Below are 23,166 nucleotides of genomic sequence, written 5' to 3'. Positions count from 1 at the left end.
CACTATGTTCCGGTTGTCGGCGTTACTGGGAAAGGCGCTGGCGCAGATCGGCGGCTTTGGCGGGCGCGATGGCCTGCAATACGCCGATCAATAGCATCACCTGTTGGGTGTTGCCATCCTTGATCAGTTGCACGCCGGCCTGATGGTACATTTCCGCCGCTTCGGAGTTGCGGCGCTGGGCGTAGTACAGGTTGCCCAGCTCGCCCTTGATATCGGCGTTGTCGGGGAAATCGTTGATCAACCCTTTGTAGCGGGCCTCGGCACCGGCCATGTCGCGGCTCCAATAGGTTTGACGCGCCTCTTTCAGGCGGCTTTCCAGATTGATGGCGGGTTTGGCTGCGGGCGCGGGGGCGGCAGGCTGTGCCGTGGGCGTAACGATCTGCGCGGTTTCGGCTGTAGGGTATTTGGGCGGCTGCTGGGTCGCGGGCGCTTCGGCCACGGGTTGTACGATGGCCTGCGCATCGGGGCGGGCCACGGGTTTTGGCGCCTCGGAAATGGCTTTGGCCACGGGGGTGCCTGTGGCGGTTTCGGTTTGCACGACGGGGGTGTCATCATCCCCGCCAAACCCCAGCAATGGCATCACTGTGTTGCGGTTGAAAAACAGCACGGCGGCCAGAATGACGACGATGTAGATGGCAACAAGTCGCAGGAAAGGCATGATCATCGTTTCTATTCCTTATTCATTGTGGATGGCCGCGGCCAGCGCGTCCAGTTCTGCGGCCGCCTTGCCGTTGGGTTCCAGTTCAAACACCGCCAGCCCTTCGGAGAACGAACGCCGGAACGCCAGCCGCTGCACCATTTTGGCGTCCAGCGGTTTGATCCCCTCCAGCATGTCCAGCACCTCCATCGTTTCGGCGTTTTCACGCGAACGCGGGTGCGGATCGGCGCGGTTGATAAAGGCCAGAACGGGGGGCAGTTTGCCTTTGGGGCGGGCCTTGGCGATGATGTCCAGAAATTGCTGCGTGGCCCAGATGTCGGCCTGCGAGGGGGTCACCGGAATGACAATCCGGTCGCTGATTTTGATCGCGGCCTTCAGCGCATCCATGTCTGACAGGCCCACGTCAATCAGCCATTCCCCCTTGGCCTTGGCGCGGGTGGGCAGTTTGTGCACCACCTTTAGCGCGGGTTCGATCCCGTCCTCGGCGCGGATGGCGGCCACATCGGTGACAGTGCGTTGCGGGTCCAGATCGCAGACGGTGACGTCATGGCCCTGCTCCAGCCGCCAGACCGCCATGTTGAACACAACGGTGCTTTTGCCGGTGCCGCCCTTGAAGTTGGCGTAAAGTGTCAGCATGGCATGCCTTTCCTGATCAGTTGCCCGTGGGCGTATCTTGGCGTGTCCACCCCTGCGGCACCATAAAGGCGGCGGGGTCAACAGGGCCGGTTTCAATATTTTCCAGACGGCGGATTTCGCCACCGGGCATGTCCTCGCGCACCACAACGCGCAATTCGGGGTCGAACCACCAACTGCCGGTATTGGCGGGCTGGTCGGGGGCGGTGACCTGAATGGTCCAGTGTTCGGTTTTGCGCCCGTCCACGTCTTCCATCGCTTTGAAGGCCATCGCCATCACGCGGCCATCGGGGAATTCCTGTCGCAAGGCGCGGCGGCGGGTGGAATCCCACAGAATTACAAGTGACGGATCATCGGGCCTTGCCGCCAGTTCCCAGCGCTCAACGGAAATGCCGCTGACGGTATCCTTGCCGGTGCGCTCGCAACGGGCCAGTGGCGGCTGGTCGGGGCAGGGGCTGGTATAGCCTTCAGTCGCGGTGGCGGGCACAGCGGGGCCGCGAATTTCGATGTAGGTTTTGGCGATCGGGTCCAGCACAAACATGAGGCCATCGGCAGGGCGCAGGATCTGGATGACGGGCTTGCCGTTTTGTTGAAACTCCAGCCGCAGGTTCTGGCCTGATTTAACGATCTTGCCGGTTGTTTCTGGTTGGTTGGGCAGGGCGTGAATGGCGGTTGCGGAATAGGATTTCGGGGCGCTGGCGGTCGGGGCCTGAACACTCTGGGCAAAGAGCGCAGTGGCGCTTGCCAACAGGGCGAACACGGTGAAAGCCGTGCATATGATGCTGTGCTTTGACATGTCGTCCCCCCTTTGATGCCGCATGAAAAATCGGTTTTGTCGTCCGCCCCGCGAATTTGCGGGGCGGACGGGTTTTCAGACAGGGATCACCCTAGTTGCTGGCGCCTTCGGCAGCGTCTGCTGTGGGTGTCTGCATTTCGGCAGCTTCGCCACCTTCTGCAGGTGCTGCTGGTGGTTGGCCAGCCGGAGCAGGTGCGCCGTAAGGGCCTTGCGGGCCGGGATATGGACCCCATGCAGGATTCCAGGCGTTGTTGCCGTAGCCATTGTTGCCATAGCCATTGCCGTACCCGCTGCCATAACCCTGACCTTCGCCACGGCCCTGACCTTCGCCTTGGCCTTCGCCTTTTACGTCGCCGCTAAAGCCGAAGTTGAACGCGCCATTGCCATTGCCACGACCGTTGTTGTTGCTGCTGAACGGGCCCCAGTTGTTGCCCCAACCGTTGTTATAACCGTTGTTGCCACCCCAAGGTGTCCAGTTGTTGCCGCCCCAACCGTTGTTGTTGCCCCAAGGGCCCCAGTTGTTGTTGCCGCCACCCCATGGGGACCAGTTATTGCCACCCCAGCCGTTGTTGTTGTAATAGCCGGGGGGCGGTCCGTAGTAACCGGCGGGCGGGCCGTAATAGCCACCCTGGCCAGGGGCCGGACCCCAGTTCTGGGCGCTGGCGCCTACGGCCATCAGGCTGCCCAGTCCGGCAGCAAGAGCGATTTTGAATACTGTTTTACGCATTGTGTATCTCCTTGTTATTGTTCCGTTTATTTCTTGAACGTGGCATTGGAACTTGTGCCGCCATCCGTCATTTTTTTATTGTTATTGCTCGTCGTTATTTTCGATTTGCTCACCAGAACCCGAACGGGGAATAATTGTTACCGGATGGTCCACCCCAGAAACTGTTGCCGAGTGGTGGCGGGGGGTAGCCGCCTGCACCGCCGCCATATGGCGGGGCGCCCATCGGATAGGCGGGTGCATATCCGACAGGTGGCGGGCCGTAATATGCCGGTGGGCTGGCATATGGGGTGAGTGGGGCGCCCTGATATCCATAGGGCGCAATGTAGGGCGCGCTTTGCGGCGGGGCCGATAGCTGGCGGTCCAGATCAGGCGGGGCAAAGCGGCTGGGACCATCTGGTGCGGCCTGTGTTGCGGGCAGCGTAGCCGGCGCTTCTTCATAGTATTTCGGTTGCGGTTTGGGCGCGGGGGCCGGTGTAGGGGCCAGTGCGGGCGCTGTTTGCTGCGGATAGGGGTTCCACGGGTTGGCCAATGTGGTGGCGGGCACAAGGCACAAGGCTGCGACCACGGCGATGGTGGCAGTCTGAAACCTGATATGTGCCCGAAAGTGTGTCATTGGTATTCTCTATTGTCGTTGCGGTTGTGGTGGTCTGCCGTAACCGGGTTGGTAGCCATAGCCGTAAGGGTTGGCGTTGCCCCAGGGCATGAACCCTTGTGGTCCCCAAGGCTGCCCTGCATAGCCATAGTTCTGGCGCGGATAGGGTTGTGCGGGTTGACCGTAATTCGGGGCAGGGCGCTGTTGGCGGGGTTGCTGGCCATTCTGTCCGGTGGCGTACCCCGGAAAATACCCCGGTGTCGGCACCGCGCCATACCCTTGCGGCGCAGCTGTCCCTTGAGGCGGTTGCGACCAGTTCCAGCCGGAGATGAATGGCTGTCGGGGGGCAGGGGCCTGTGTGGTTTGCTGCTGCGCACCATTTGGCCGTTGCACCTGCATCCAGTAGGGCATCGGTTGGCTATAGGGTTGTTGTTGGGGCCGCATGGCAGGGGCTGGCGCCTGCGGGCGGATGATAATCTGGTAGGGGCCGGGAATGGGCGCAGGCGCCATCGGGGATTGGGCCACAAGCGGGGATGCCGCTATGATCAGGCCGAACGCTGTTAGTGCCGATTTACGCATAAGTCGCCTCCTATTCCTGATTATCGTTGTTGGGGTTTTTCAGCCGAATACCGCGCCGCCCCGAGGGTTTTGCCTTGCGACGGGTGGCTGGTTTGGCTGCGGGTTTGCTGGCTGCGGGTTTCACTGCTTTAGGTTTTGTTGCTGGCTTACGGGCCGGTTTTGCCGATTTTGGTTTGGCTGCCGGTTTCGCAGCAGTTTTGGGTTTGCGCGCCGCTGCCGGTTTGCTTGTCGGCTTGGCTGTTTTCGGCTTTGCCGCAGGTTTGTTCGCTTTAGGCTTGGCCGGTTTCGCGGCAGGCTTTGAGGCCACTTCCGGTTTCACTTCGGGCTTGGCCGTTTCCTGCACAGCTGTGCCAACCACTACCGCAGATGTCCGGGCGGGCTTTGCCACAGGTTTCTTGCGGCTTCCCATAACCATCCGGCCCAATCCGCGCGCCAATCCGAACAGTGCTGCGCCGACAGACAGAACCACATCGCCCAATCCGGCCAGCGCCGATTTGGCCGTGCCAATCACGCCCTTGCCTGATCCTTGCGAAACATGCAGCGGTTCCGGGGCCGGTTCGGCGGGGGGCATCGGGGCGCCATTGGCAGATTGCGCGTGCCCCAGTTCCTGCATTGCGCCGGCGTATTTCACGCACCCCAGCGGGATCACCACAAGCGTCAGCAAGGTTGATACCATCCCGCCCATCATCAGCGAAATTGCCATGCCCTCGAAAATTGGATCCGACAGGATTACGGACGAGCCGATCATCAGTGCCAGAGCGGTGATAATGATTGGCCGCGTGCGGGTGGCGCAGGCGTGGATCACCGCGTCTTTGACGGGCATACCGGAGGCCACCGCCTGACGCGAGAAATCCACCAACAGGATCGAGTTGCGCACAATAATCCCCGCCAGTGCAATAAAACCGATCATCGAGGTCGCGGTGAACGGTGCTCCGAACAGCCAATGGCCGGGCACGATGCCGATCAGGGTCAGCGGGATTGGCGCCATGATGATCGCGGGCAGGCGGAAGTTGCCGAATTCTCCGACCACAAGGATGTAGATCAGAACCAGCGCCACAGCAAAGGCGATGCCCATATCGCGGAAGGTCACATAGGTGACGGTCCATTCCCCCGTCCATTCCAGCGCCGATTGCAGGCTGGTGGTGGGTGGTCCGATATAATTGGTATCGACCCGCACACCATCGGGGGCGGTGTAATCATCCAGCAGCTTTTCCATTTCAAGGATACCGTAGATCGGCGCGCCCAGACGGCCGGCGACCTCGCCGGTGACATATTCCACCGCGCGCAGGTCCTTGTGATAAACCGGATCATCCACGCGGTATTGCTCGAACCGGCCCAGCGTGGTCAGCGGGATCATTGCTCCGCTGGCCGAGGGCACGGGCAATTGCCCCAGCCGCCCGAATTCGCCACGCAGGGCAAGCGGCATTTGCAGGTAGATAAAGCGCGGCTCCAGCGCGTGTTCATCTTTCACGTCGCCCAGACGATAGCCGCCCAGCGACATTTCCAACTGCCGATTGATAGTGTCGACCGACACGCCCAGCCGCGAGGCCTTTTCGCGGTCGATCACAAAGCGCCAGCTGTCAAACGGCATTTGCAGATAGCTGTCGGCGTCAACGATGTTTTCGGCCTGATCGAACAGCCGTTCCACATCGCGGGCCACCTGCCGGCGGGTGGCGTCATCGGGACCGTAAATTTCGGCCACCATGGTTTGCAGCACCGGCGGGCCGGGGGGCATTTCCACCACTTCGATCCGTGCGCCCAACTGGTCGGCCAGCGGTTTCAGCGCGGTGCGGGCGGCCACCGCCAGTTCGTGCGAGGTGCGGTCGCGGTCGCCCTTGGCGGTCAGTTGCACCTGGATGTCGGCCTGCCATGCGAAATCACGCAGATAGGTGTGGCGCACAAGGCCGTTGAAATTGAACGGGCTGGCGGTGCCGGTATAGCTTTGCAAGGCCACGACCTCGGGCATCTTCAGCAGTTCGTCGGACAGGCGGGTGACGACATTGGCGGTGACGGGCAGGGCGGTGCCCTCGGGCATGTTCACCACCACGTTGAATTCCGGCTTGTTGTCGTTGGGCAGCATTTTGACCGTGACGGTCTGGGTGTAGAACAGCGAAAGGCTGAGGAAAAACACCAGCCACATGCCCAGCCGGAACAGGCGGGCCTTGGCCGGGCTGTCCAGCAGCGGATACAGCATGTGTTCAAAGAAATGGTGCAGGCGTTCGGACTGGCGATGTTCGCTTTCCTGCATTTTGGACAGTTTCTTCATCGAGGGTTTGATGCGTTGCGCCAGCCAGGGGGTAAAGATGAAAGCGGCGAACAGCGACAGCAGCATCGCGACAGACCCAAGTGCGGGGATCGGCCCCATATACGGCCCCATCATGCCGGTAACGAACCCCATCGGTAGCAGCGCGGCAATCACGGTAAAGGTGGCCAGAATGGTCGGATTGCCAACCTCGCGCACCGCGTCCACGTTGCAATCATCGGAACATTCGCCGTTCAGCAGCCATCGGCGATAGATGTTTTCCACCACCACAATCGCGTCATCGACCAGAATCCCGATGGAGAAGATCAGCGCAAACAGCGATACCCTGTCGATGGTATAGCCCAGCAACCATGCGCAGAAAACCGTCAGCAGAATGACCACGGGGATCACGATCAGCACCACGGTGGCGGCGCGTAGACCCAGTGCCAACCAGATCAGCAGCGTCACGGCACCCGTCACCACAAACAGTTTGAAGATCAGCTCGTTCACCTTTTCATTGGCGGTTTCGCCGTAATTGCGGGTGACTTCGACATGCACATTGTCCGGGATCAGGCTACCCTTCAGGCGGTCGACATAGGCCAGCACATCGTCGGCCACCGACACCCCGTTGGTGCCGCTTTTCTTGGCCACGGATATGGTGACAGCCGAGGCGCCAATCGGGGCACGGTCCGAAACCTCGTCCTGTCCTTCGTGCGCGCCGTAAGCGGGGCCGGTATAATAGGCCACGACGTTGTCGGCGTCATCGGTGCTTTCGGTCACCAGCGCCACGTCGCGGATGTAAATCACCTGCCCGTCCTGCGTGCCGATCATCAGGTTTTCAATGTCGCGTGCGTTTTTCAGAAATGCGCCGGTTTTCAGCGAAAAGGTGGTTTGCCCCATTTCGACCGCCCCGACCGAGCGTTCGGAGTTGGCCGAGGAAATGGTCTGGGCGATCTGGTCCAGCCCGATGCCGAAACCGGCCAGCCGTTCGGGGAAGATTTCAACCCGTATCGCATCGGACCGTCCACCAGTGATGAAACTTTGCGAGGTGGTTTCAATTTCCTTCAACCGTTGCAGCACATCCAGCCCGAGCGAACGCAGGCCGGCTTCGTCCAGCTCGTGCGACCACAGGGTAAGGGTGACGACCGGCACATCGTCCACCCCTTTGGGGCGGATCAGCGGTTGCGACACGCCGGGGGGGATGCGGTCAAGGTTTGACTGGATTTTATCGTTCAGTTTCACCAGTGACGGTCCTAATTCCTCGCCTACATCGAACTGCACCGTGACCATTGCCCCATCACTGTTTGAGACCGAGTAGACGTGATCCACCCCCTGAATTTCCGACATCAGCCGTTCCAGCGGGTCCGTGGCAAGCGAGGCGACCTGATTGGCCGACGCCCCGTGGTAGGAAAAGAAAATATCGACCATCGGCACGGAAATCTGCGGGTCTTCCTGACGCGGGGTCAGGATCAGGCCCATGATGCCCAGCGCAAGGCTGGCAAACAGCAGCAGCGGTGACAGCGGCGAATTGATGAACATTCCGGCAAGGCTGCCCGCCAACCCCAGCTTGGGTTTTTTCACGTCATCAGCACCGGACTCCGGTTGGATATTTTGATCCGTAGCTATGGTCTTACCCCTCCTTGTCGGGCGTCGTCATCTGGGTGGTGCCGATCTGTCGCCGGTTCCCGCCCTGTATTCGTTGTTGTGCCTGCTACTCTCCTGAAATCAGATTGGCGGGCGGGTTCAGGATCACCTGTTCACCGCCATTCAGACCCGACACCACCGAAATCCGGCCATCGGGCAAAGGGTATCCGACACGCACCAGCCGCAGCGACGGTTTGCCGTCCTCAAGCACGAAAACCGAAGGCAGGCTGCCGCGCCAGATCAGGGCCTCGTTCGGGATGGCCTGACCGTTGCGGGTGGGGACAGAGGCGTCGGGCACGGTGACCTCGACATACATGCCCGGGCCGCCGGGGGTGTCATAGGGCAGGTCGAACTTGACCCGCACGGTGTGGCGTTTGGGGTCGGCCACCGGAAATATCTGCGCCACTTTGGCGTCCACCGTCGCGCCGCCCACGTCCAGACGGGCAGGGACGATCATGCCCTCGGTCAGACCGGCGGCCAGCCGCACCGGAATTTCCGCATCTATGCGCAGGTAATCGGTAAAGGCGTAGGTGACCAGCGGTGTGCCGGGCTGGACGGTGTCACCCACCTCGACCATTTTGTTGATGATGATGCCGTCAAACGGGGCCACCGAACGGGTGTCGCGCACACGGGTGTCCAGTGCGTCCAGATTGGCCTGCGCCTGGGCCAATGCGCTTTGGGCCTGATTGATGCCAACGCCACGGGAATACAGATCGGCCTGTCGTTCGACGGTGGTGTTGGTGAAGCCCAGCGAATCCGAAAAGCCGCGGGTGAAGAACTGATCAAACGTTGACGGGATGCCCATGCCAGGGATGCCGGTCATCGAATTGGTGCGGGGCGCATATAATTCGCGCGAATATTGCATCTGTGCGTTCCGCAACGCAGCTTCGGCCTGTGCGATTTGCGCCATTGCGGCGCGGCGCTGGGCCTGAATGCTTTCGTCGCCGATTTGTAGCAACACCTCGCCCGCCTTGGCGCGGTGGCCTTCGGCACCGGCAAGAAAGGTCACGCGGCCCGGGCTTTGGGCGGTCAGGGTGACCTGTTTGAACGGGATAACGGTGCCGCCAACCGTGGCCTCGCCGCCGGTTGATGTGGTTGAAACGGGGACGGTCTGATAGTCGGTTTCTGATCGGGCAGGGGTCGGGGAGGTTAGAAATGCACCTGCACACAACACAGCCAAAACAAGCAAAGACGGTTTTACCCTGTTTGAAATTTGCATTGGCGCTCCCCGTTTTTATTGTCTTGGTCTTAAGGTGACTAATAATTCCAGTCGCAATCAGACTGATATGGAAAGATATATCGCAAAATACGCAATATATCAAAATATTCAGATGTGAATAGAGCGCAGCAAGGGTTTCTTGTCGCGGAAGAAAGCCCAGAGGGGTGCAATCGCAGCGCGAAAAAAACCATTGAATCCGCCTATTTTATTGACTGAAAATGCGGATAATCCAAGAGTGCCCCAAGAGTTGATACCCTTGACAGGTTAACTGTGGTTTCAATGAATCCGGGCTTTGGTTTTTTGAGAAATATATCGGGAAGGGCGAAATTGTCGCATTGAATTTTGCAGAAGTATCCGAAAGTGATTCGCGCCCTAAAACGGGAATGCATTGCCCCACATGTAGGACATCGGGTTGGACAATGCATAGGTTGCCTTGCCGATGTCATAGGTCATCCGGTTCATGTTGCCGGCCATATTCCCGACGGCACCTGACAGGCCAACCATTGTCTTGTTCATCGTACCGATGCTCTGGTTCATGGTTTCGACATTGGTTGTCATCGAACCGATGCTTTTGTTCATGTTGGCGATGTTGACGTTCATCGTGCCCATACTGGTGCTCATATCGTGCATATCCTTGGCCATACTGACCTGGGTGCCCACCATGGTTTTGATGCTTTCATTCAATTCCTGAATGATGTCGGTCATGGTGAAAACCCGCTGCGCCATCCCGTACATGACCCATGTGAACACGGCCATAACAACCACAATCAAAAAGGTGGTCAGTCCGATAAAGCGCCCGCTGTTAACACGTCTGTACATCAATAAGTTCCCGCTATGGGGGCGCGTGTGAATACGCCATGAAAGGATGCAAGGCAGGGCCACGTTCAGCGGCCTCTGGCCCGAGATATTCAAATACTCATATTATAAAATGCGAATATTGTTAAGTGGTTCTGTTTTTCCTGCTGGAAAATCGGGGCGATTTTGATTCGCACAGGGCAATACTGCGGGGATATCGTGCCACTCGCAGGGATGTGAATTCGGCTAAAATCAACCTATGCATATGAAAGAACCGGCAAATCGGGCGGTTAAGGTCGTATCCGGTCGAATAATTGTCGCCTCCCTGTTGCAAAGACGTGCTGCAACCGCTTTAGTCATCCCCTGAAGAGTGCAGGATAACCTGCCGGACAGAGATAATAGGGAGCCGCTTTGTGGCCATGACCGACCCGGGCGCAGCGTTCGTCGAATTCGACCGCGTGCAGAAAAGCTATGACGGTGAAACGCTTGTCGTCAAAGATTTGAACCTGCAGATCGCCAAGGGCGAATTTGTGACCATGCTGGGCCCGTCGGGGTCGGGCAAGACGACCTGTCTGATGATGCTGGCCGGTTTTGAAACCGCAACCCACGGTGAAATCAAGCTGGGCGGCGTTTCGATCAACGACATTCCGCCACACAAACGCGGCATTGGCATGGTGTTCCAGTCCTACGCCCTGTTCCCGCATATGACGGTGGGGGAAAACCTGTCGTTTCCGCTGGAAGTGCGCGGTATGGGCAAAAGCGAGCGCGAAGGGAAAGTTAAGCGTGCGCTGGACATGGTGCAGATGGGCGAATTCGCCGCGCGCCGTCCGGCACAGCTGTCCGGTGGACAACAGCAGCGTATCGCGCTTGCTCGTGCACTGGTATTCGAACCGCAGGTGGTTCTGATGGATGAGCCGCTGGGTGCTTTGGACAAACAGCTGCGCGAACATATGCAGTTCGAGATCAAGCACCTGCACGAAAGCCTTGGAATCACTGTGGTTTATGTGACCCACGACCAATCCGAAGCACTGACCATGTCGGACCGCGTTGCAGTGTTTGACGATGGCCGCATTCAGCAGCTTGCCGCACCGGCCGATTTGTATGAACGGCCTGAAAACAGCTTTGTGGCGCAGTTCATCGGCGAGAATAACAAACTGCCGGGTACGGTTGTGGCGCTGGATGGCGACAATTCCAAAACCGAAGGCAAGATCGCCACGGTGAAACTGGAAGACGGTGCGACCTGCGAGGCGCTGGCTGTCAAATGCGGCGGACCGGGGTCAAAAACGCTGGTGTCGATCCGGCCGGAGCGGGTCTCGGTTTCTTCTGAGCCCGGACCGAATTCGACAACCGCGCAGGTGTTGGAGCTGATCTATCTGGGCGATCACATCCGCTGCCGGCTGAACGTGCATGGCAACGACGAATTCGTGGTCAAGGTGCCCAACGCGGCGGGCCACAAGCATCTGGTTGTTGGCGAAACCACACAAATCACATGGGACGCCGAAGATGCGCGCGCCCTTGATCCGCAATAATTATCTGAACGACAGGGGCGATGAACGCCCCGCACATAACAAGAGCAGTTCTTGAAAACTAGGGAGAAAACTACATGAAAAAGATACTTATCCTGACAACAGCCCTGAGTGGCTTTGCCTTTGCGGCAACGGCCGCAGAAGTGACAGTCATGTCATGGGGTGGGGCTTATACCAAATCGCAAGTCGAAGCCTATCACAAACCTTTCACCGCCGAGACCGGCATCACTGTAAACTCGGTTGATGCCGACAATCCGGCAACACCAATCAAAGCACAGGTCGAAGCTGGCAATGTGACCATTGATGTCGCCGATGTGGAATTTTCGGACGCTATCCGTCTGTGTGACGAAGGTCTTCTGGAAGAGATCGACCCTGCCATCCTGCCTGCGGCCCCAGACGGAACACCGGCAACCGAAGATTTCATCGACGGTGCGATTCAGGATTGTGCGGTTGCAAACATCGTATGGTCCACTGTTTTCGCCTATAACAAGGACAACGTAGACGGCACGCCAACTTCGATTGCCGATTTCTTTGACACCACAAAGTTCCCTGGCAAGCGCGGCCTGCGAAAATCCGCAAAAGCAACGCTGGAAATGGCACTGATGGCTGATGGCGTTCCTTCAGACAAAGTGTACGAAGTATTGAACACACCCGAAGGTGTCGATCGTGCATTCGCTAAACTGGACACCATCAAAGGCGATATCGTCTGGTGGGAAGCCGGTGCGCAGCCACCCCAACTGTTGGCTGATGGCGAAGTTGTCATGTCGACCGCCTATAACGGCCGTATCTTCAACGCTGCCGTGGCCGAAAGCCAGCCGCTGGAAGTTGTCTGGGACGGTCAGATTCTTGACTTCGATTTGTTTGTTATCCCCAAAGGTGCGCCGAACAAAGACGAAGCGATGAAGTTCATTGCCTTTGCAACCGACACCAAGCGTCTGGCAGATCAGGCCAGCTACATTTCCTATGGTCCTGCCCGTAAATCTTCGGGTGCACTGGTTGGTCTGTATCAGGATGGCAAAACCGAAATGGCGCCTCACATGCCAACAGCCGAAGCCAACCTTGGCAACGCGCTGGTCAACAACTTTGAATTCTGGGTTGACCACGACGCCGAGCTGAACGAGCGTTTCAACGCTTGGCTGGCTAAATAAACACGACAATCGGGCGGCGCTATTATTGCGCCGCCCCTTTCCAATTCCTAAAGGCAAGGCGCAACGCGCAAATCCGGGTGACTTATGGCCGATGCGACGACAAATCCGACAAACACTGGTCTGACCACAGCGGACGGCAAACCGCTCAAGGCGGCCCTTGCCCATGCGCAGGCCCGTTCGCGGCGACGTGCGTTTTTGCTGGTGTTGCCGCTGCTGCTTTTTATCGTCATCACCTTTATTGCGCCGATCGGGCAGATGCTGAAACGCTCTGTCTATAACGACGGTTTTACGGTGCAGAAAAACCTGACCACCGGAGAGAAAACGCCGATCATGGTCAATCTGGCCAAATGGTTTGATGAAAACCCGGCCGGAACCGAACCGGATGAGGCCGCCTTTGCGGCTTTGGTCGAAGATCTGAAGCAATTGAAAGAAACACGGGCCGCAGGGCAGGCCGGCACACGGATCAATTACGAATTGTCCGGGTCGCGATCCCTGTTCACGCAAGGGGCCCGCAAGGCCAAGAAGCTGCAACCGCCCTACAAAGAGGCGCTGTTGGAGTTGAACCCGAAATGGGATGACCCGAAATTGTGGCAAGTTATGCGCAGCGCCTCAAGCAATTTCACAGGCACATTTTTTCTGGCGGCTACCGACCGAACACGCGATGCCGATGGCAATATCCAGCGGGTCGAGGAAAACCGCCAGATTTACCTGAAACTGTTCTGGCGCACATTGAAGCTGTCTGTGCTGATCACGGTTTTAACCCTGATTCTGGCCTACCCCATCGCGCATCTTCTGGCCACACTGCCGCTGCGCTATTCCAACCTGTTGATGATATTCGTGCTGTTGCCGTTCTGGACATCCCTGCTGGTGCGAACGACCAGCTGGATGATCCTGCTGCAAAGCCAGGGGGTGTTGAATGACGCGATGGTCGCAATGGGGCTGATCAGTGACGGGAACCGAATACAAATGATGTATAACCAGACCGGCACCGTGATTGCGATGACGCATATTCTGCTGCCGTTCATGGTATTGCCGCTTTATTCCGTGATGCGCCCGATCAACCCGTCCTATGTGCGCGCCGCGCGCAGCCTTGGCGCCACCAGTTGGACCGCCTTTCGCCGCATCTATTTCCCGCAAACCATTCCGGGCATTGCCGCTGGCGGGTTGCTGGTGTTCATTCTGGCGGTTGGCTATTACATCACGCCGGCCCTTGTGGGCGGGTCTGACGGCACGCTGATATCCAACCTGATCGCCTTTCACATGCAAAAATCGCTGAACTGGTCGATGGCGGCTGCGCTGGCGTCCCTGCTGCTGGGGGGCATCCTGATCCTGTACTGGCTGTATGACCGGCTGGTCGGCATTGATAATCTGAAGTTAGGGTAACGTTATGGCACTTCCCAGTTATGCATCCCCCGCTGAAAGGATCTGGCATTACACCTATCTGGTGATTTGTGTGCTGATCTTCCTGTTTCTGATCGCGCCGATCCTGATCGTGATCCCGCTGTCGTTCAATTCCGAGCCTTACTTTACCTTCACGGAAAAGATGCTATCGCTGGATCCGACCGGCTATTCAACCCGCTGGTATGACCTGTTGCTAACCTTCGGTATGAATGCGCCGGAAGCCACGCGTGACAGTTCATGGTGGGCGGATGCCTGGGAAAACGCGGCCTGGATACGGGCGACCAAAAACTCGCTGATCATCGGTTTCTTTGCCACTATTCTGGCAACGGCGCTGGGCACGCTGGCTGCTTTGGGCCTGTCGAAATCCGACATGCCGTGGCGCCGCCCGATCATGGCGATCCTGATTTCGCCTATGATCGTGCCGATTATCATCACCGCGACGGGTCTGTTTTTCTTCTATTCCTCGATCAAGATCAGCACCTGGGGCATTCCCTATCTGGGGATCATTCTGGCCCATGCCACGCTGGGCATTCCCTTTGTGATCATCACCGTTACCGCCACCCTCAGCGGGTTCGACCATTCGCTGACCCGTGCGGCGGCCAACCTTGGTGCCAACCCGCGCACCACGTTTTTCCGCGTGATCATGCCGCTGATCCTGCCCGGCGTGATTTCCGGCGCGCTGTTTGCCTTTGTCACATCCTTTGACGAAGTGGTTGTGGTGCTGTTCGTTGGCGCGCTGGACGAACAGACCATCCCGCGGCAGATGTGGAACGGTATCCGCGAACAGATCAGTCCGGCCATTCTTTCGGTGGCGACGATCCTTGTGATCATTTCGGTTCTGTTGCTGGCCACCGTTGAACTGCTGCGCCGGCGCGGTGAAAAACTGCGGGGGATTTCCCCGCAGTAGGTCAAGCGGGCTTTTGCCTGTAACAGATTGCCGCATGGCAACCTTATAGTGGTTCACTTATAAAATATTCACAAACGTGAATATGATGTATGATGAGGGTGATCCAATGTCGCAATATATGAAGAAAGCGGCCCATGCCTATTCTCCAATTTACTTTCTGGGGTCATTGGGGGCAGGGGGCCTGTCTGTAACCTTTTTCATGTACCTTCTGTTCTGGGTGCCACACAAAGGCCGCCCCGTTCCAGTGTTCGAGGACATTTTGGCTGCGTTCAATGCAGGGGATATCGCCGCCAAGGCAATGATCATTGCAGCGGCGGCAGGTATTGCCATCATGACCGTGATCAACATCAAATCCCTGCTGTGGAACTATGCGGCATTTGCCGAGTTCAAGAAAACCGAAGCCTATACCAATCTGGTGAATAGCAACGCTGAAACAACCACTCTGGCCATGCCGCTGGCGCTGGCGATGACCGTAAATGCCGGTTTTATTGTCGGGCTGGTGTTTGTGCCGAGCCTGTGGGGGATCATAGAATACCTGTTCCCGCTGGCGCTGGTGGCCTTTGTCATTATCGGCTGGATCACTTTCCGTGCTATTGGCCGGTTTCTGGGGCGTGTGTTGACCAAGGGTGGTGTTTTTGATGTGACGGCGCACAACTCGTTTTCACAGCTGTTGCCCGCCTTTGCACTGGCGATGGTTGCTGTGGGTTTGTCGGCTCCTGCCTCGATGAGCACTGCTCCTTTAACTGTGGGGTTAAGCCTGATCCTGTCCACTTTCGTTGGGTTGGCCGCTGTGATTTATGCGCTCTTTGCTGCATTCACTGCCTTCAATTCGATGCTGCACTATGGGACAGCCAAAGAATCCAGCCCGACCCTGATGATCGTTATCCCAATCATGACCGTTCTGGGTATAATGTTACTGCGTCAGGATCACGGCCTGCATATTCAATATGACGTGCACAAAACCGCAGGCGAAACCATGGTGATGCTGGCCCGTATGCTGACCATTCAGCTGATTTTCTTGGGGCTTGGTCTGGTGGTGCTCAAACGCGAGGGCTACTTCAAGGATTTCGTCTTTGGCAACAAACTATCCCCCGGTTCCTACGCGCTGGTTTGCCCCGGTGTGGCGCTGTCGGTGATGACCCAGTTCTTTATCAACAAGGGACTGGTTGGTGCTGGCTTGATTGACAAATTTTCGGCCACTTACTGGGCTTTGTCGGCCATTGCGGTGGCGTTTCAACTGGCGATGGTCTGGCTGGTATTCCGCCTGAACCGGCAGCATTTTGGCAAGCAAAACACAACAAACGCGGTTCCGGCCGAGTAGCGATAAGACAAAGGGCCTTGCGATCTGGCAAGGCCCTTTGAAGCATCCAAGGAAATGTGGAGGCCCAAGTATTAGCTGTGGTTCCAGTCGTCCGGATTATCCGAGTTGTTCGGGGATAGACCAATAACATCGCCTTCGGTATCACAGCCCAGCCCCAGCACCGTGCGGTTGGCATAGTTGAAATAGGCGGTCACCTGATTGATCTCGAGGATTTCGCCATCCTCGAACCCGACGCTGCGCAGTGCCTTGATGGCCTCTTCTGGTACCTTTGACGGGGTCAGGGTCAGCATCGCCGCATATCCCAGCGCCATCTTTTCGGCATCCGTCAGCGGGGCGACATCGACATCGCCATCCTCGATCGCCTCGCGTAATGTATCGGCGCGGGCATCATCCCCCAGCAGGCGTTTCATGCCGGCGAAATGGTGTTCAACACAGTAGTCACATTCGTTCAGCGCCGACACCCAGACACCGATCAGTTCCAGAAACCATTCGGGCAATGTGTTGCCCGTGTGGTGCAGCACATTCTTGTAGATCGCCATGTGCCCCTCCATCGTGTGCGGGCGCAGGGAATGGGACATCATGATGTTGTCCACATTGTCATCCGGCCCTTTGATACGATCATAGAGTTTCTTCAGCTTGCCGGTGGCGTCAATGTAAGGAACGGTTTTGATCCAGCTCATAATTCATCATCCTTTGGTCCTGTTGCGCGGGCAGGCTAGCCTATGGGCGCAGATTACCCAAGCAATCCCAGCCATAGCCAAGCGGTCAATATTGTCGCAGCCGTGGACAGCAACACCGCCGAGGCCGCCACCCGTCGCGCCACGCCATACATATTGGCAAAGATATAGGCGTTGATGCCCGGGGCCATGGCCGATGTGATAACCGCCGAACGAAAGGCATCTTGGGGCAGGGCCAGCGCGGTGCCCAGCGACCATGTGATCAGCGGATGCAGCCCCAGTGACACAGCGCTGATATACAGGATCACCCGCATATCGCCTTCGGGTTTGTAACGTGACAACACCCCGCCCATACCAAACAACGCGGCAGGCAGGGCGGTGCGTTTCAACAGATCCAGTGCATCGGTGGTGAATTCGGGCATCGGCAGGTGGGTCAGGTTAACGATAAACCCGGCCGCAATCGCCAGCACCAGCACGTTGCGAAACATTGCCCGTAGCACCGATTTTCCGGTTTGCAACACGCTGCTACCCCGATTGCGCACCACCTCCATTACGGTGATGCCCAACCCGTAACAAAACGGCGCATGAACCGAAATGATGGCAAAATTCGCCGCCAGCGCCTCCGGCCCGTAGGCGCGCTCGGTGATCGCCAGCCCCAACAGCAGCGAATTGGAAAACAGCCCGATAAAGCCGATAGCAACGCTGTCCTCCCACGGACGATGGAACAGAAACCGCGCGCCGAACAGGCCGGCAAGAAATCCGGCAAAGGCCCCTGCATAGAAACTGACCATCAGCCGCAGATCAAAGCTGGCCCCCAGATCAAGCGTGGAAATGGCGCGAAACAGCAGGGCGGGGATGGCAAAGCTCTGGGCGAACTTCATCAATCCGTCAATCGCCGCGTCACTCATCCAGCCACGCCAGACGGCGACATAGCCAAGGCCGACAACCAGAAAAACCGGCAGGATGACATCAAGAAGCGCTTGCATAAATATACCTTGCCGATTTGTCAGTCTGTGGGGGGGATAACCAGAAACATCTCGATTTTCGGCATGGTTATGTCGTTTTCGCATGAAATCCGTGCAATCCATGTTTCCTTTTGGTTTTCGCCGCCTGCCTCGAAAAGGCTGGTATAGCCGTCGCTGGTGCAGTCGGTTTCGGGGCTGAATTCCACATCCGCAAGCATATCGCCCCCTTCGGTGAAAAAGGGCGGCAGGACCTTGCGGGTTCGGTTCAGGCTGGTTTTGAACAGGTTGGCAATATCATCATTTTGCAGCCCGTGGGTTGTGCCGCCATTGTCAACGGTAACAGACAGGCCCGACGCATCCCAAATCTGGTCTATGCCCAGATCATCGGCCGTTCTGATCCTGTCCCCCAAAAGCGGTCGGGCCTTGCGCCAGAGCAGAATATCAAAAGGGTTTATCCGGTTGGGCAACGGCAGGGTTTCCAAACGCGACAGCTCCGCGGTTTCAACCACTTCCGGTCCCAGATCCTTGACCCGCAATACCGGCCAGATCTGGTCGTCATGGTTGGTTGCGCGGTTGCGGGCGATCAGGACAACATCCGTTTGGCGCATGGTATACAGCCCCATGTTGTCATCCAGTGTGCGCAGCACGAACATATGGGTGTTGTTCAGCCCCAGTAGGGTTTCGCGGACTTCAACCGTTTGTGGCGGGGTGGCATGGGCCAATCCGGCAAAGGACAGGTAAAGGGCGAACGTAAGGGTCGGGATACGCATGGGAACCTCGCATACAGGGCTGCCCCCATCACGCATGATTATTCGCCAATGGTCAACTGCATCCCGTCATGGGCAGGGGTGATGTTGTCGGGGGTTTTTGCATTGACTGTCGCGTAATCCAGATCAATATGCATGTTGGTTAACACGGCACGTTTGGGCGCGGCGCGTGCTATCCATTCCAGTGACCGTTTCAGATGCACATGGCTGGGGTGGGGTTTGTAGCGCAGGGCGTCCAGCACCCAGATGTCCAGCCCATCCAGCAATTTCCAAGTGGTTTCGGGAATGTCCGACACATCCGGCATATAGGCCAGCCCGCCAATGCGAAATCCCAAGGCGCCGATTTGACCGTGCCGGACGGGCAGGGGGGTCAGGGTGATGTCGCCACCCGCGCCGGAAATGGTAATATCCCCGTCAATCGTGTTCATGTCGCAAATTGGCGGATAGTTTGACCCTTCGGGCGTGATGAACGCATAGCGGAACCGTGCGTACAGATCGTTTTGCGTCGGCATGTCGGCCCAGACGGGCATCCGCTGTTTGGTGTTGAAAACGATCATGCGCAGATCGTCCAGCCCGTGCACATGATCGGCGTGGGCGTGGGTGTAAACCACCGCATCCACTCGGTCGATGCCTGTGGCCAGAAGCTGGCTGCGCATGTCTGGCGAGGTGTCGATCAGCACGCGGGTGGTGCCGTCGGGGCCGTCTTGTTCAACCAGCATCGAGCAGCGCGAGCGGCGGTTTTTCGGGTTTTCGGGGTCGCAATCGCCCCAGATGCCGCCAATCCGTGGCACCCCGCCGCTTGAGCCACAGCCAAGGATGGTTGCCCGCAGTTCAGCCATAGTCGGCCACCTTGGTGAACAGCCGTTCAAAGTTTGCCTGTGTTTGCGCGGCGAAATCGGCATAATCCATGCCGAATACCTCGGCCCCGACGCGGGCGGTCAGGGCGGTATAGGCGGGCTCGTTCCGTTTGCCGCGATGGGGCGGCGGGGCCAGATAGGGGGCGTCGGTTTCCACAAGGATGCGGTCCATCGGCGCGGCGGCGAAAATATCGCGCAATTCCTGTGATTTGGGAAAGGCCGAGATGCCGGACATCGACAGGTAGAACCCCAGATCCAGCGCCGCCTTGGCCAGTTCGGCAGAGGACGAAAAACAGTGCATGACGCAGGAATAGGCACCGGCCTTGTATTCCTCGGCCAGTATCCGCGCCATATCTCCGTCCGCCGCGCGGGCATGGATGATCAGCGGCAGGCCGGTTTGCCGCGCCGCTTCGATATGGATGCGCAGCGAGGTTTGCTGAATATCCTTGCTGTCGGCGGTGTAGTGGTAATCCAGTCCGGTTTCGCCGATGCCGACGAATTTCGGATGATCCGCCAGCGTGACCAGTTCCTCGACACTGACCAGCGGTTCGTCCGCAGCACTCATCGGGTGGGTGCCGGCGGCAAAGAACACCGGCGCGTAGGTTTCCGCAATGGCGCGGACCTGATCCAGTTGCCGCAGCTTGGTGCAGATCGTCACCATGCGCGTCACACCGGCGGCCACGGCACGTTCCACCACCTGCGGCAGTTCATCAGCGAAATCTGGGAAATCAAGGTGACAATGGCTGTCGGTGATTTGCGGAATATCTGTCATGCCTTGCCTTATCCGGCAGCGGTTTTGCCTGCCATTGCGTCGATCTTTAGCACCATATCAAGGATCAGCGCGGCGGGGTCAAGGTTCACCGCCTTGCCGTGACGCACCCGTGCGCCCAGATCCTGTTGCAACTCGGCCCATTGCCGCCCCGCATAGGCGGTCGGGGCAAGGCGCGTCATCAGTGCAGCTTCGCCATTTGCGGCCTCGATCATATGCGGGCCAGCGACACCGGTGCGGGCCAGCCGGGCAAGGAACAGGTCCATCAGGCCCAGCAACAGGTCGTATTGTGGCTCTTTGCCCTTGCCGACAATGCTTTCGGCCAGTCGCAGGGTGCGGGTGCGGTCCAGTTGCGGCCAGGTGCCGATCAGATTGACGATTTCCTGATAGGTTTCCAGCCCGCCCAGATTGGTCAGCCGGAACGCTTCACCGACCGAGCCACCGGCCAAAGCGGCCAGCGCCACCGGATTGCCGGCAGGTTCGGCACCGGCGCTGATCAGGGCCTCGGCCATATCCTCGGGTGACAGCGGCGCGCAACGCAATTCGCGGCACCGTGACCGGATGGTGGGCAGCAGGCGCGAGGGTTGGTGGCTGATCAAAAACAGGGTGGTGCGCTCGGGTGGCTCTTCCAGCAGTTTCAGCAGGGCGTTGGCAGCGTTGGGGTTCATTTCGTCCGCCGTGTCCACGATCACCACACGGCGGCCCCCGTCGGTGGCGGACAGGGCAAAGAAATTGCGCAGCTTGCGGGCCTCGTCCACGGTGATCACGGCTTTCAGCTTCTTGGCCTTTTCATCCCACGCGCGGCGCAGCAGAAACAGGCGCGGTTCCGACAATGCGGCCATGCGGTGGGCGACAGGGTGGTCGGGGGAAATATCAATGCTGGTCGGCTTGGTTTCACCGCCAAACATCGCCATGCCATCATCCGTGGGTTCGGCCAGCAGGAAGCGTGCCAGTTTCCACGCCAGCGTGGCCTTGCCCACCCCGCGCGGGCCGGTGACCAGCCATGCGTGATGCAACCGGCCGGAGTTATAGGCTTGCAGGAATGCCGCTTCGGCTTTGCCTTGGCCCAACAGTCGCGCGGTTTCACGCGGATGCGGCGCGCCTTCGATGCGGTCGGGTTCGGGCAGGCCCTCTTCTAGGCTCATGACAGGGCCTGTGTGGCAATTGCGGTGATTTCAGCGGCGATCACATCCATATCGCGGTTGCCGTCGATCACATGGCAACGGGTGGGAAAATCCTGTGCCAGCGCCAGAAAACCGGCGCGCAGTTTTTGTTGAAAGCCAAGGCCCAGATCCTCGAACCTGTCTTCGCCCGATTGCCGCGCCAAGCCGCGCGCCAGCGCCGTTTCAGGGTCCATGTCGATGATAAAGGTCAGGTCGGGTTCGCGGCCGATCATTAGGCTGTGCAACTGGTCCACCACGCCACGCAGATCGGCCCGTGCGGCGCCCTGATAGACGCGGGTGGAATCCGCGAAACGGTCGGAAACCACGGTTTTCCCCGCGGCCAATGCCGGCTCGATGGTCTTTTCCAGATGGTCGCGGCGGGCGGCGGTGAACAGCAGGATTTCGGTTTCCGCCGACCAGCGATCAGGGTCCCCTTCAACCAGCAAACGGCGGATTTCCTCGGCCCCTTCGCTGCCCCCCGGCTCGCGGGTCAACAGACAGTCGTGGCCCTCGGTTTTCAAATGATCGGCCAGCAGCCGCGCTTGCGAGGATTTGCCGGACCCGTCGATGCCCTCGAATGTGATGAACAACCCTTTTGCCATCACAACAGGTCCTGTGCTCTCCCGATGGCCTTGTTCAGCAGGATTTTCGAGGCCGTGCGCAGGCGGGGAAAAAAGCCCCCGCGCGGGATGTCGCGGTCGGCCACCAATGGCAGGCGGGCGTCGGGCAGACCTTTGCGTTTAATCACCAGCTCTGCCAGCTTTTGACCCTTTTCAATCGGCGCCTCGATCGGGCTTTGGTAAGATACATTGGCCTCGAGAGCGTCCTTGGACAGGGCCGGAACCAGCAGTAACAAATCCTTGGGGGCCACCAGCCCGACGCGGGTTTCATCCCCCATCCATACATCGGCCTGTGCGATCATCTTGCCTTCATTGGCGACCTTTTTCTCGACGAACTGGCGAAAGGCCCAGTTGACGATGCGCTGCGCCTCTTCGGCGCGGGCCTGTTCAGATGGTAGGCCGGTGATCACAAAGATGATCCGCCGATCCCCCTGCTTGGCCGAACCAACAAGACCGTAACCGGCTTCGACAGTGTGACCGGTTTTCAGGCCATCCGCGCCGATGTTCAGTTTCAGCAACGGGTTGCGGTTGTTTTTGTTTTGCGGGGCACGACCGTCAAACAGGAATTCGGTTTCGGCGAACAACGGATAAAAGGTGGGGAATTCGGTGATGATCCGGTTTGCCAGAATGGCCAGATCATGCACGCTCATCCGGTGGCCGGCCTGTGGCCAGCCGTTGGAATTGGTGAAATGCGAATTGGTCATGCCCAGTTCTTTGGCCCGCTCGGTCATCATGCGGGCAAAACCTGCCTCGGTGCCGTCGGGTGACAGGGCTTCGGCCAGAACGGCCGCTGCATCATTGCCGGACAGCACGATCACACCGCGCAGCAGATCCTCGACCCGCACGCGATCGGACGTGTTCAGGAACATGGTCGAGCCCTTGTAATCCATCGCAGCCTGCGACACAGGCAGTTTATCATCCAGCCGCAAACGCCCGTCCTGCAGGGCCTCGAACACCATATTCAGCGTCATCAGCTTTGACATTGATGCAGGCGGCAGCGGCAAGTCGGCCTGTTTGCTAAGCAACACGGTGTCGGTGGTATGGTCGATCACATAGGCAGCCGTTGCCCGCGTGTCGAACTGGGCCTGTGATGGCAGGGCCGCCATCAAAGTTACCAGAATGGCAATCAGGGGCAGGGCGCGCAAATTCATCAGTTGTTT

General features: G+C 58.5%; 22 protein-coding genes. 5 read left to right on the top strand and 17 right to left on the bottom strand.

What is annotated here, in order from left to right; translation table 11 throughout:
* Window positions 1-22: 22 nt before the first annotated feature.
* From BAR1_RS12630 to BAR1_RS12590, 9 genes are all read right to left on the bottom strand, one after another.
* Window positions 23-664: a tetratricopeptide repeat protein gene (locus BAR1_RS12630; protein WP_118943345.1), complete on the bottom strand. Its 642-nt coding sequence runs from the start codon at window positions 662-664 to the stop codon at window positions 23-25.
* A gap of 12 nt (window positions 665-676) precedes the next feature.
* Window positions 677-1,294, bottom strand: coding sequence for a nucleotide-binding protein (locus BAR1_RS12625; RefSeq protein WP_118943344.1), 618 nt, complete (start codon window positions 1,292-1,294; stop codon window positions 677-679).
* Window positions 1,295-1,310: 16 nt separating this feature from the next.
* The gene (locus BAR1_RS12620; RefSeq protein ID WP_118943343.1) at window positions 1,311-2,087 is read right to left on the bottom strand and encodes a hypothetical protein; all 777 of its coding nucleotides are present in this window, start codon (window positions 2,085-2,087) and stop codon (window positions 1,311-1,313) included.
* A gap of 91 nt (window positions 2,088-2,178) precedes the next feature.
* Complete coding sequence (locus BAR1_RS18365) at window positions 2,179-2,814, bottom strand: hypothetical protein (protein WP_118943342.1); 636 nt, start codon at window positions 2,812-2,814, stop codon at window positions 2,179-2,181.
* A gap of 109 nt (window positions 2,815-2,923) precedes the next feature.
* Window positions 2,924-3,427, bottom strand: a complete 504-nt coding sequence (locus BAR1_RS12610; RefSeq protein WP_118943341.1) for a hypothetical protein — start codon at window positions 3,425-3,427, stop codon at window positions 2,924-2,926.
* Between the two features lie 9 nt (window positions 3,428-3,436).
* The gene (locus BAR1_RS12605; protein ID WP_118943340.1) at window positions 3,437-3,985 is read right to left on the bottom strand and encodes a hypothetical protein; all 549 of its coding nucleotides are present in this window, start codon (window positions 3,983-3,985) and stop codon (window positions 3,437-3,439) included.
* A gap of 10 nt (window positions 3,986-3,995) precedes the next feature.
* The gene (locus BAR1_RS12600; protein WP_228408555.1) at window positions 3,996-7,808 is read right to left on the bottom strand and encodes an efflux RND transporter permease subunit; all 3,813 of its coding nucleotides are present in this window, start codon (window positions 7,806-7,808) and stop codon (window positions 3,996-3,998) included.
* A gap of 130 nt (window positions 7,809-7,938) precedes the next feature.
* Window positions 7,939-9,090 (bottom strand): efflux RND transporter periplasmic adaptor subunit, encoded by a 1,152-nt coding sequence (locus BAR1_RS12595; protein WP_118943339.1) that lies wholly within the window; start codon window positions 9,088-9,090, stop codon window positions 7,939-7,941.
* A 372-nt stretch (window positions 9,091-9,462) separates the two neighbouring features.
* A complete protein-coding gene (locus BAR1_RS12590) occupies window positions 9,463-9,909 on the bottom strand; it encodes a methyl-accepting chemotaxis protein (RefSeq protein WP_118943338.1) in 447 nt (148 codons plus the stop codon).
* A 395-nt stretch (window positions 9,910-10,304) separates the two neighbouring features.
* Here BAR1_RS12590 and BAR1_RS12585 point away from each other — a divergent pair, with 395 nt between their 5' ends.
* From BAR1_RS12585 to BAR1_RS12565, 5 genes are all read left to right on the top strand, one after another.
* Window positions 10,305-11,414 carry an ABC transporter ATP-binding protein gene (locus BAR1_RS12585; RefSeq protein WP_118944475.1) on the top strand — a complete coding sequence of 370 codons (1,110 nt, stop codon included), beginning with the start codon at window positions 10,305-10,307 and terminating at the stop codon, window positions 11,412-11,414.
* A 74-nt stretch (window positions 11,415-11,488) separates the two neighbouring features.
* Window positions 11,489-12,559: an ABC transporter substrate-binding protein gene (locus BAR1_RS12580; protein WP_118943337.1), complete on the top strand. Its 1,071-nt coding sequence runs from the start codon at window positions 11,489-11,491 to the stop codon at window positions 12,557-12,559.
* Between the two features lie 84 nt (window positions 12,560-12,643).
* Complete coding sequence (locus tag BAR1_RS12575) at window positions 12,644-13,942, top strand: ABC transporter permease (RefSeq protein WP_118943336.1); 1,299 nt, start codon at window positions 12,644-12,646, stop codon at window positions 13,940-13,942.
* 4 nt (window positions 13,943-13,946) lie between these two features.
* On the top strand, window positions 13,947-14,867 hold the full coding sequence (locus tag BAR1_RS12570) for an ABC transporter permease (protein ID WP_118943335.1): 921 nt from the start codon (window positions 13,947-13,949) through the stop codon (window positions 14,865-14,867).
* 106 nt (window positions 14,868-14,973) lie between these two features.
* Window positions 14,974-16,188 (top strand): TsoY family (seleno)protein, encoded by a 1,215-nt coding sequence (locus BAR1_RS12565; protein ID WP_118943334.1) that lies wholly within the window; start codon window positions 14,974-14,976, stop codon window positions 16,186-16,188.
* Between the two features lie 71 nt (window positions 16,189-16,259).
* On the opposite strand, the gene BAR1_RS12560 is transcribed toward BAR1_RS12565, so the two are convergent.
* Genes BAR1_RS12560 through BAR1_RS12525 form a run of 8 tightly spaced genes read right to left on the bottom strand, consistent with a single transcriptional unit; the run spans window position 16,260 to window position 23,157 of the window.
* Window positions 16,260-16,868: a carboxymuconolactone decarboxylase family protein gene (locus tag BAR1_RS12560; RefSeq protein ID WP_118943333.1), complete on the bottom strand. Its 609-nt coding sequence runs from the start codon at window positions 16,866-16,868 to the stop codon at window positions 16,260-16,262.
* A gap of 53 nt (window positions 16,869-16,921) precedes the next feature.
* Window positions 16,922-17,851, bottom strand: coding sequence for an AEC family transporter (locus tag BAR1_RS12555; protein WP_118943332.1), 930 nt, complete (start codon window positions 17,849-17,851; stop codon window positions 16,922-16,924).
* 20 nt (window positions 17,852-17,871) lie between these two features.
* Window positions 17,872-18,600 (bottom strand): hypothetical protein, encoded by a 729-nt coding sequence (locus BAR1_RS12550; protein ID WP_162891777.1) that lies wholly within the window; start codon window positions 18,598-18,600, stop codon window positions 17,872-17,874.
* A gap of 38 nt (window positions 18,601-18,638) precedes the next feature.
* Window positions 18,639-19,436: an MBL fold metallo-hydrolase gene (locus BAR1_RS12545; protein WP_118943330.1), complete on the bottom strand. Its 798-nt coding sequence runs from the start codon at window positions 19,434-19,436 to the stop codon at window positions 18,639-18,641.
* Window positions 19,429-20,226, bottom strand: a complete 798-nt coding sequence (locus BAR1_RS12540; RefSeq protein ID WP_118943329.1) for a TatD family hydrolase — start codon at window positions 20,224-20,226, stop codon at window positions 19,429-19,431. The genes BAR1_RS12545 and BAR1_RS12540 overlap by 8 nt, the downstream gene beginning before the upstream one ends.
* An 8-nt stretch (window positions 20,227-20,234) precedes the next feature.
* Window positions 20,235-21,368, bottom strand: coding sequence for a DNA polymerase III subunit delta' (locus BAR1_RS12535; protein ID WP_118943328.1), 1,134 nt, complete (start codon window positions 21,366-21,368; stop codon window positions 20,235-20,237).
* Window positions 21,365-21,988, bottom strand: a complete 624-nt coding sequence (gene tmk, locus BAR1_RS12530) for a dTMP kinase (RefSeq protein ID WP_118943327.1) — start codon at window positions 21,986-21,988, stop codon at window positions 21,365-21,367. Before tmk ends, BAR1_RS12535 begins: the two co-directional genes overlap by 4 nt.
* Window positions 21,988-23,157 (bottom strand): D-alanyl-D-alanine carboxypeptidase family protein, encoded by a 1,170-nt coding sequence (locus tag BAR1_RS12525; protein ID WP_118943326.1) that lies wholly within the window; start codon window positions 23,155-23,157, stop codon window positions 21,988-21,990. Before BAR1_RS12525 ends, tmk begins: the two co-directional genes overlap by 1 nt.
* Between the last annotated feature and the right edge of the window lie 9 nt (window positions 23,158-23,166).

The sequence above is a fragment of the Profundibacter amoris genome (assembly GCF_003544895.1).
GTDB lineage: Bacteria > Pseudomonadota > Alphaproteobacteria > Rhodobacterales > Rhodobacteraceae > Profundibacter > Profundibacter amoris.
The sequence above is the reverse complement of the archived record's forward strand: the minus strand, read 5'-3'. Positions and strand labels throughout refer to the sequence as shown.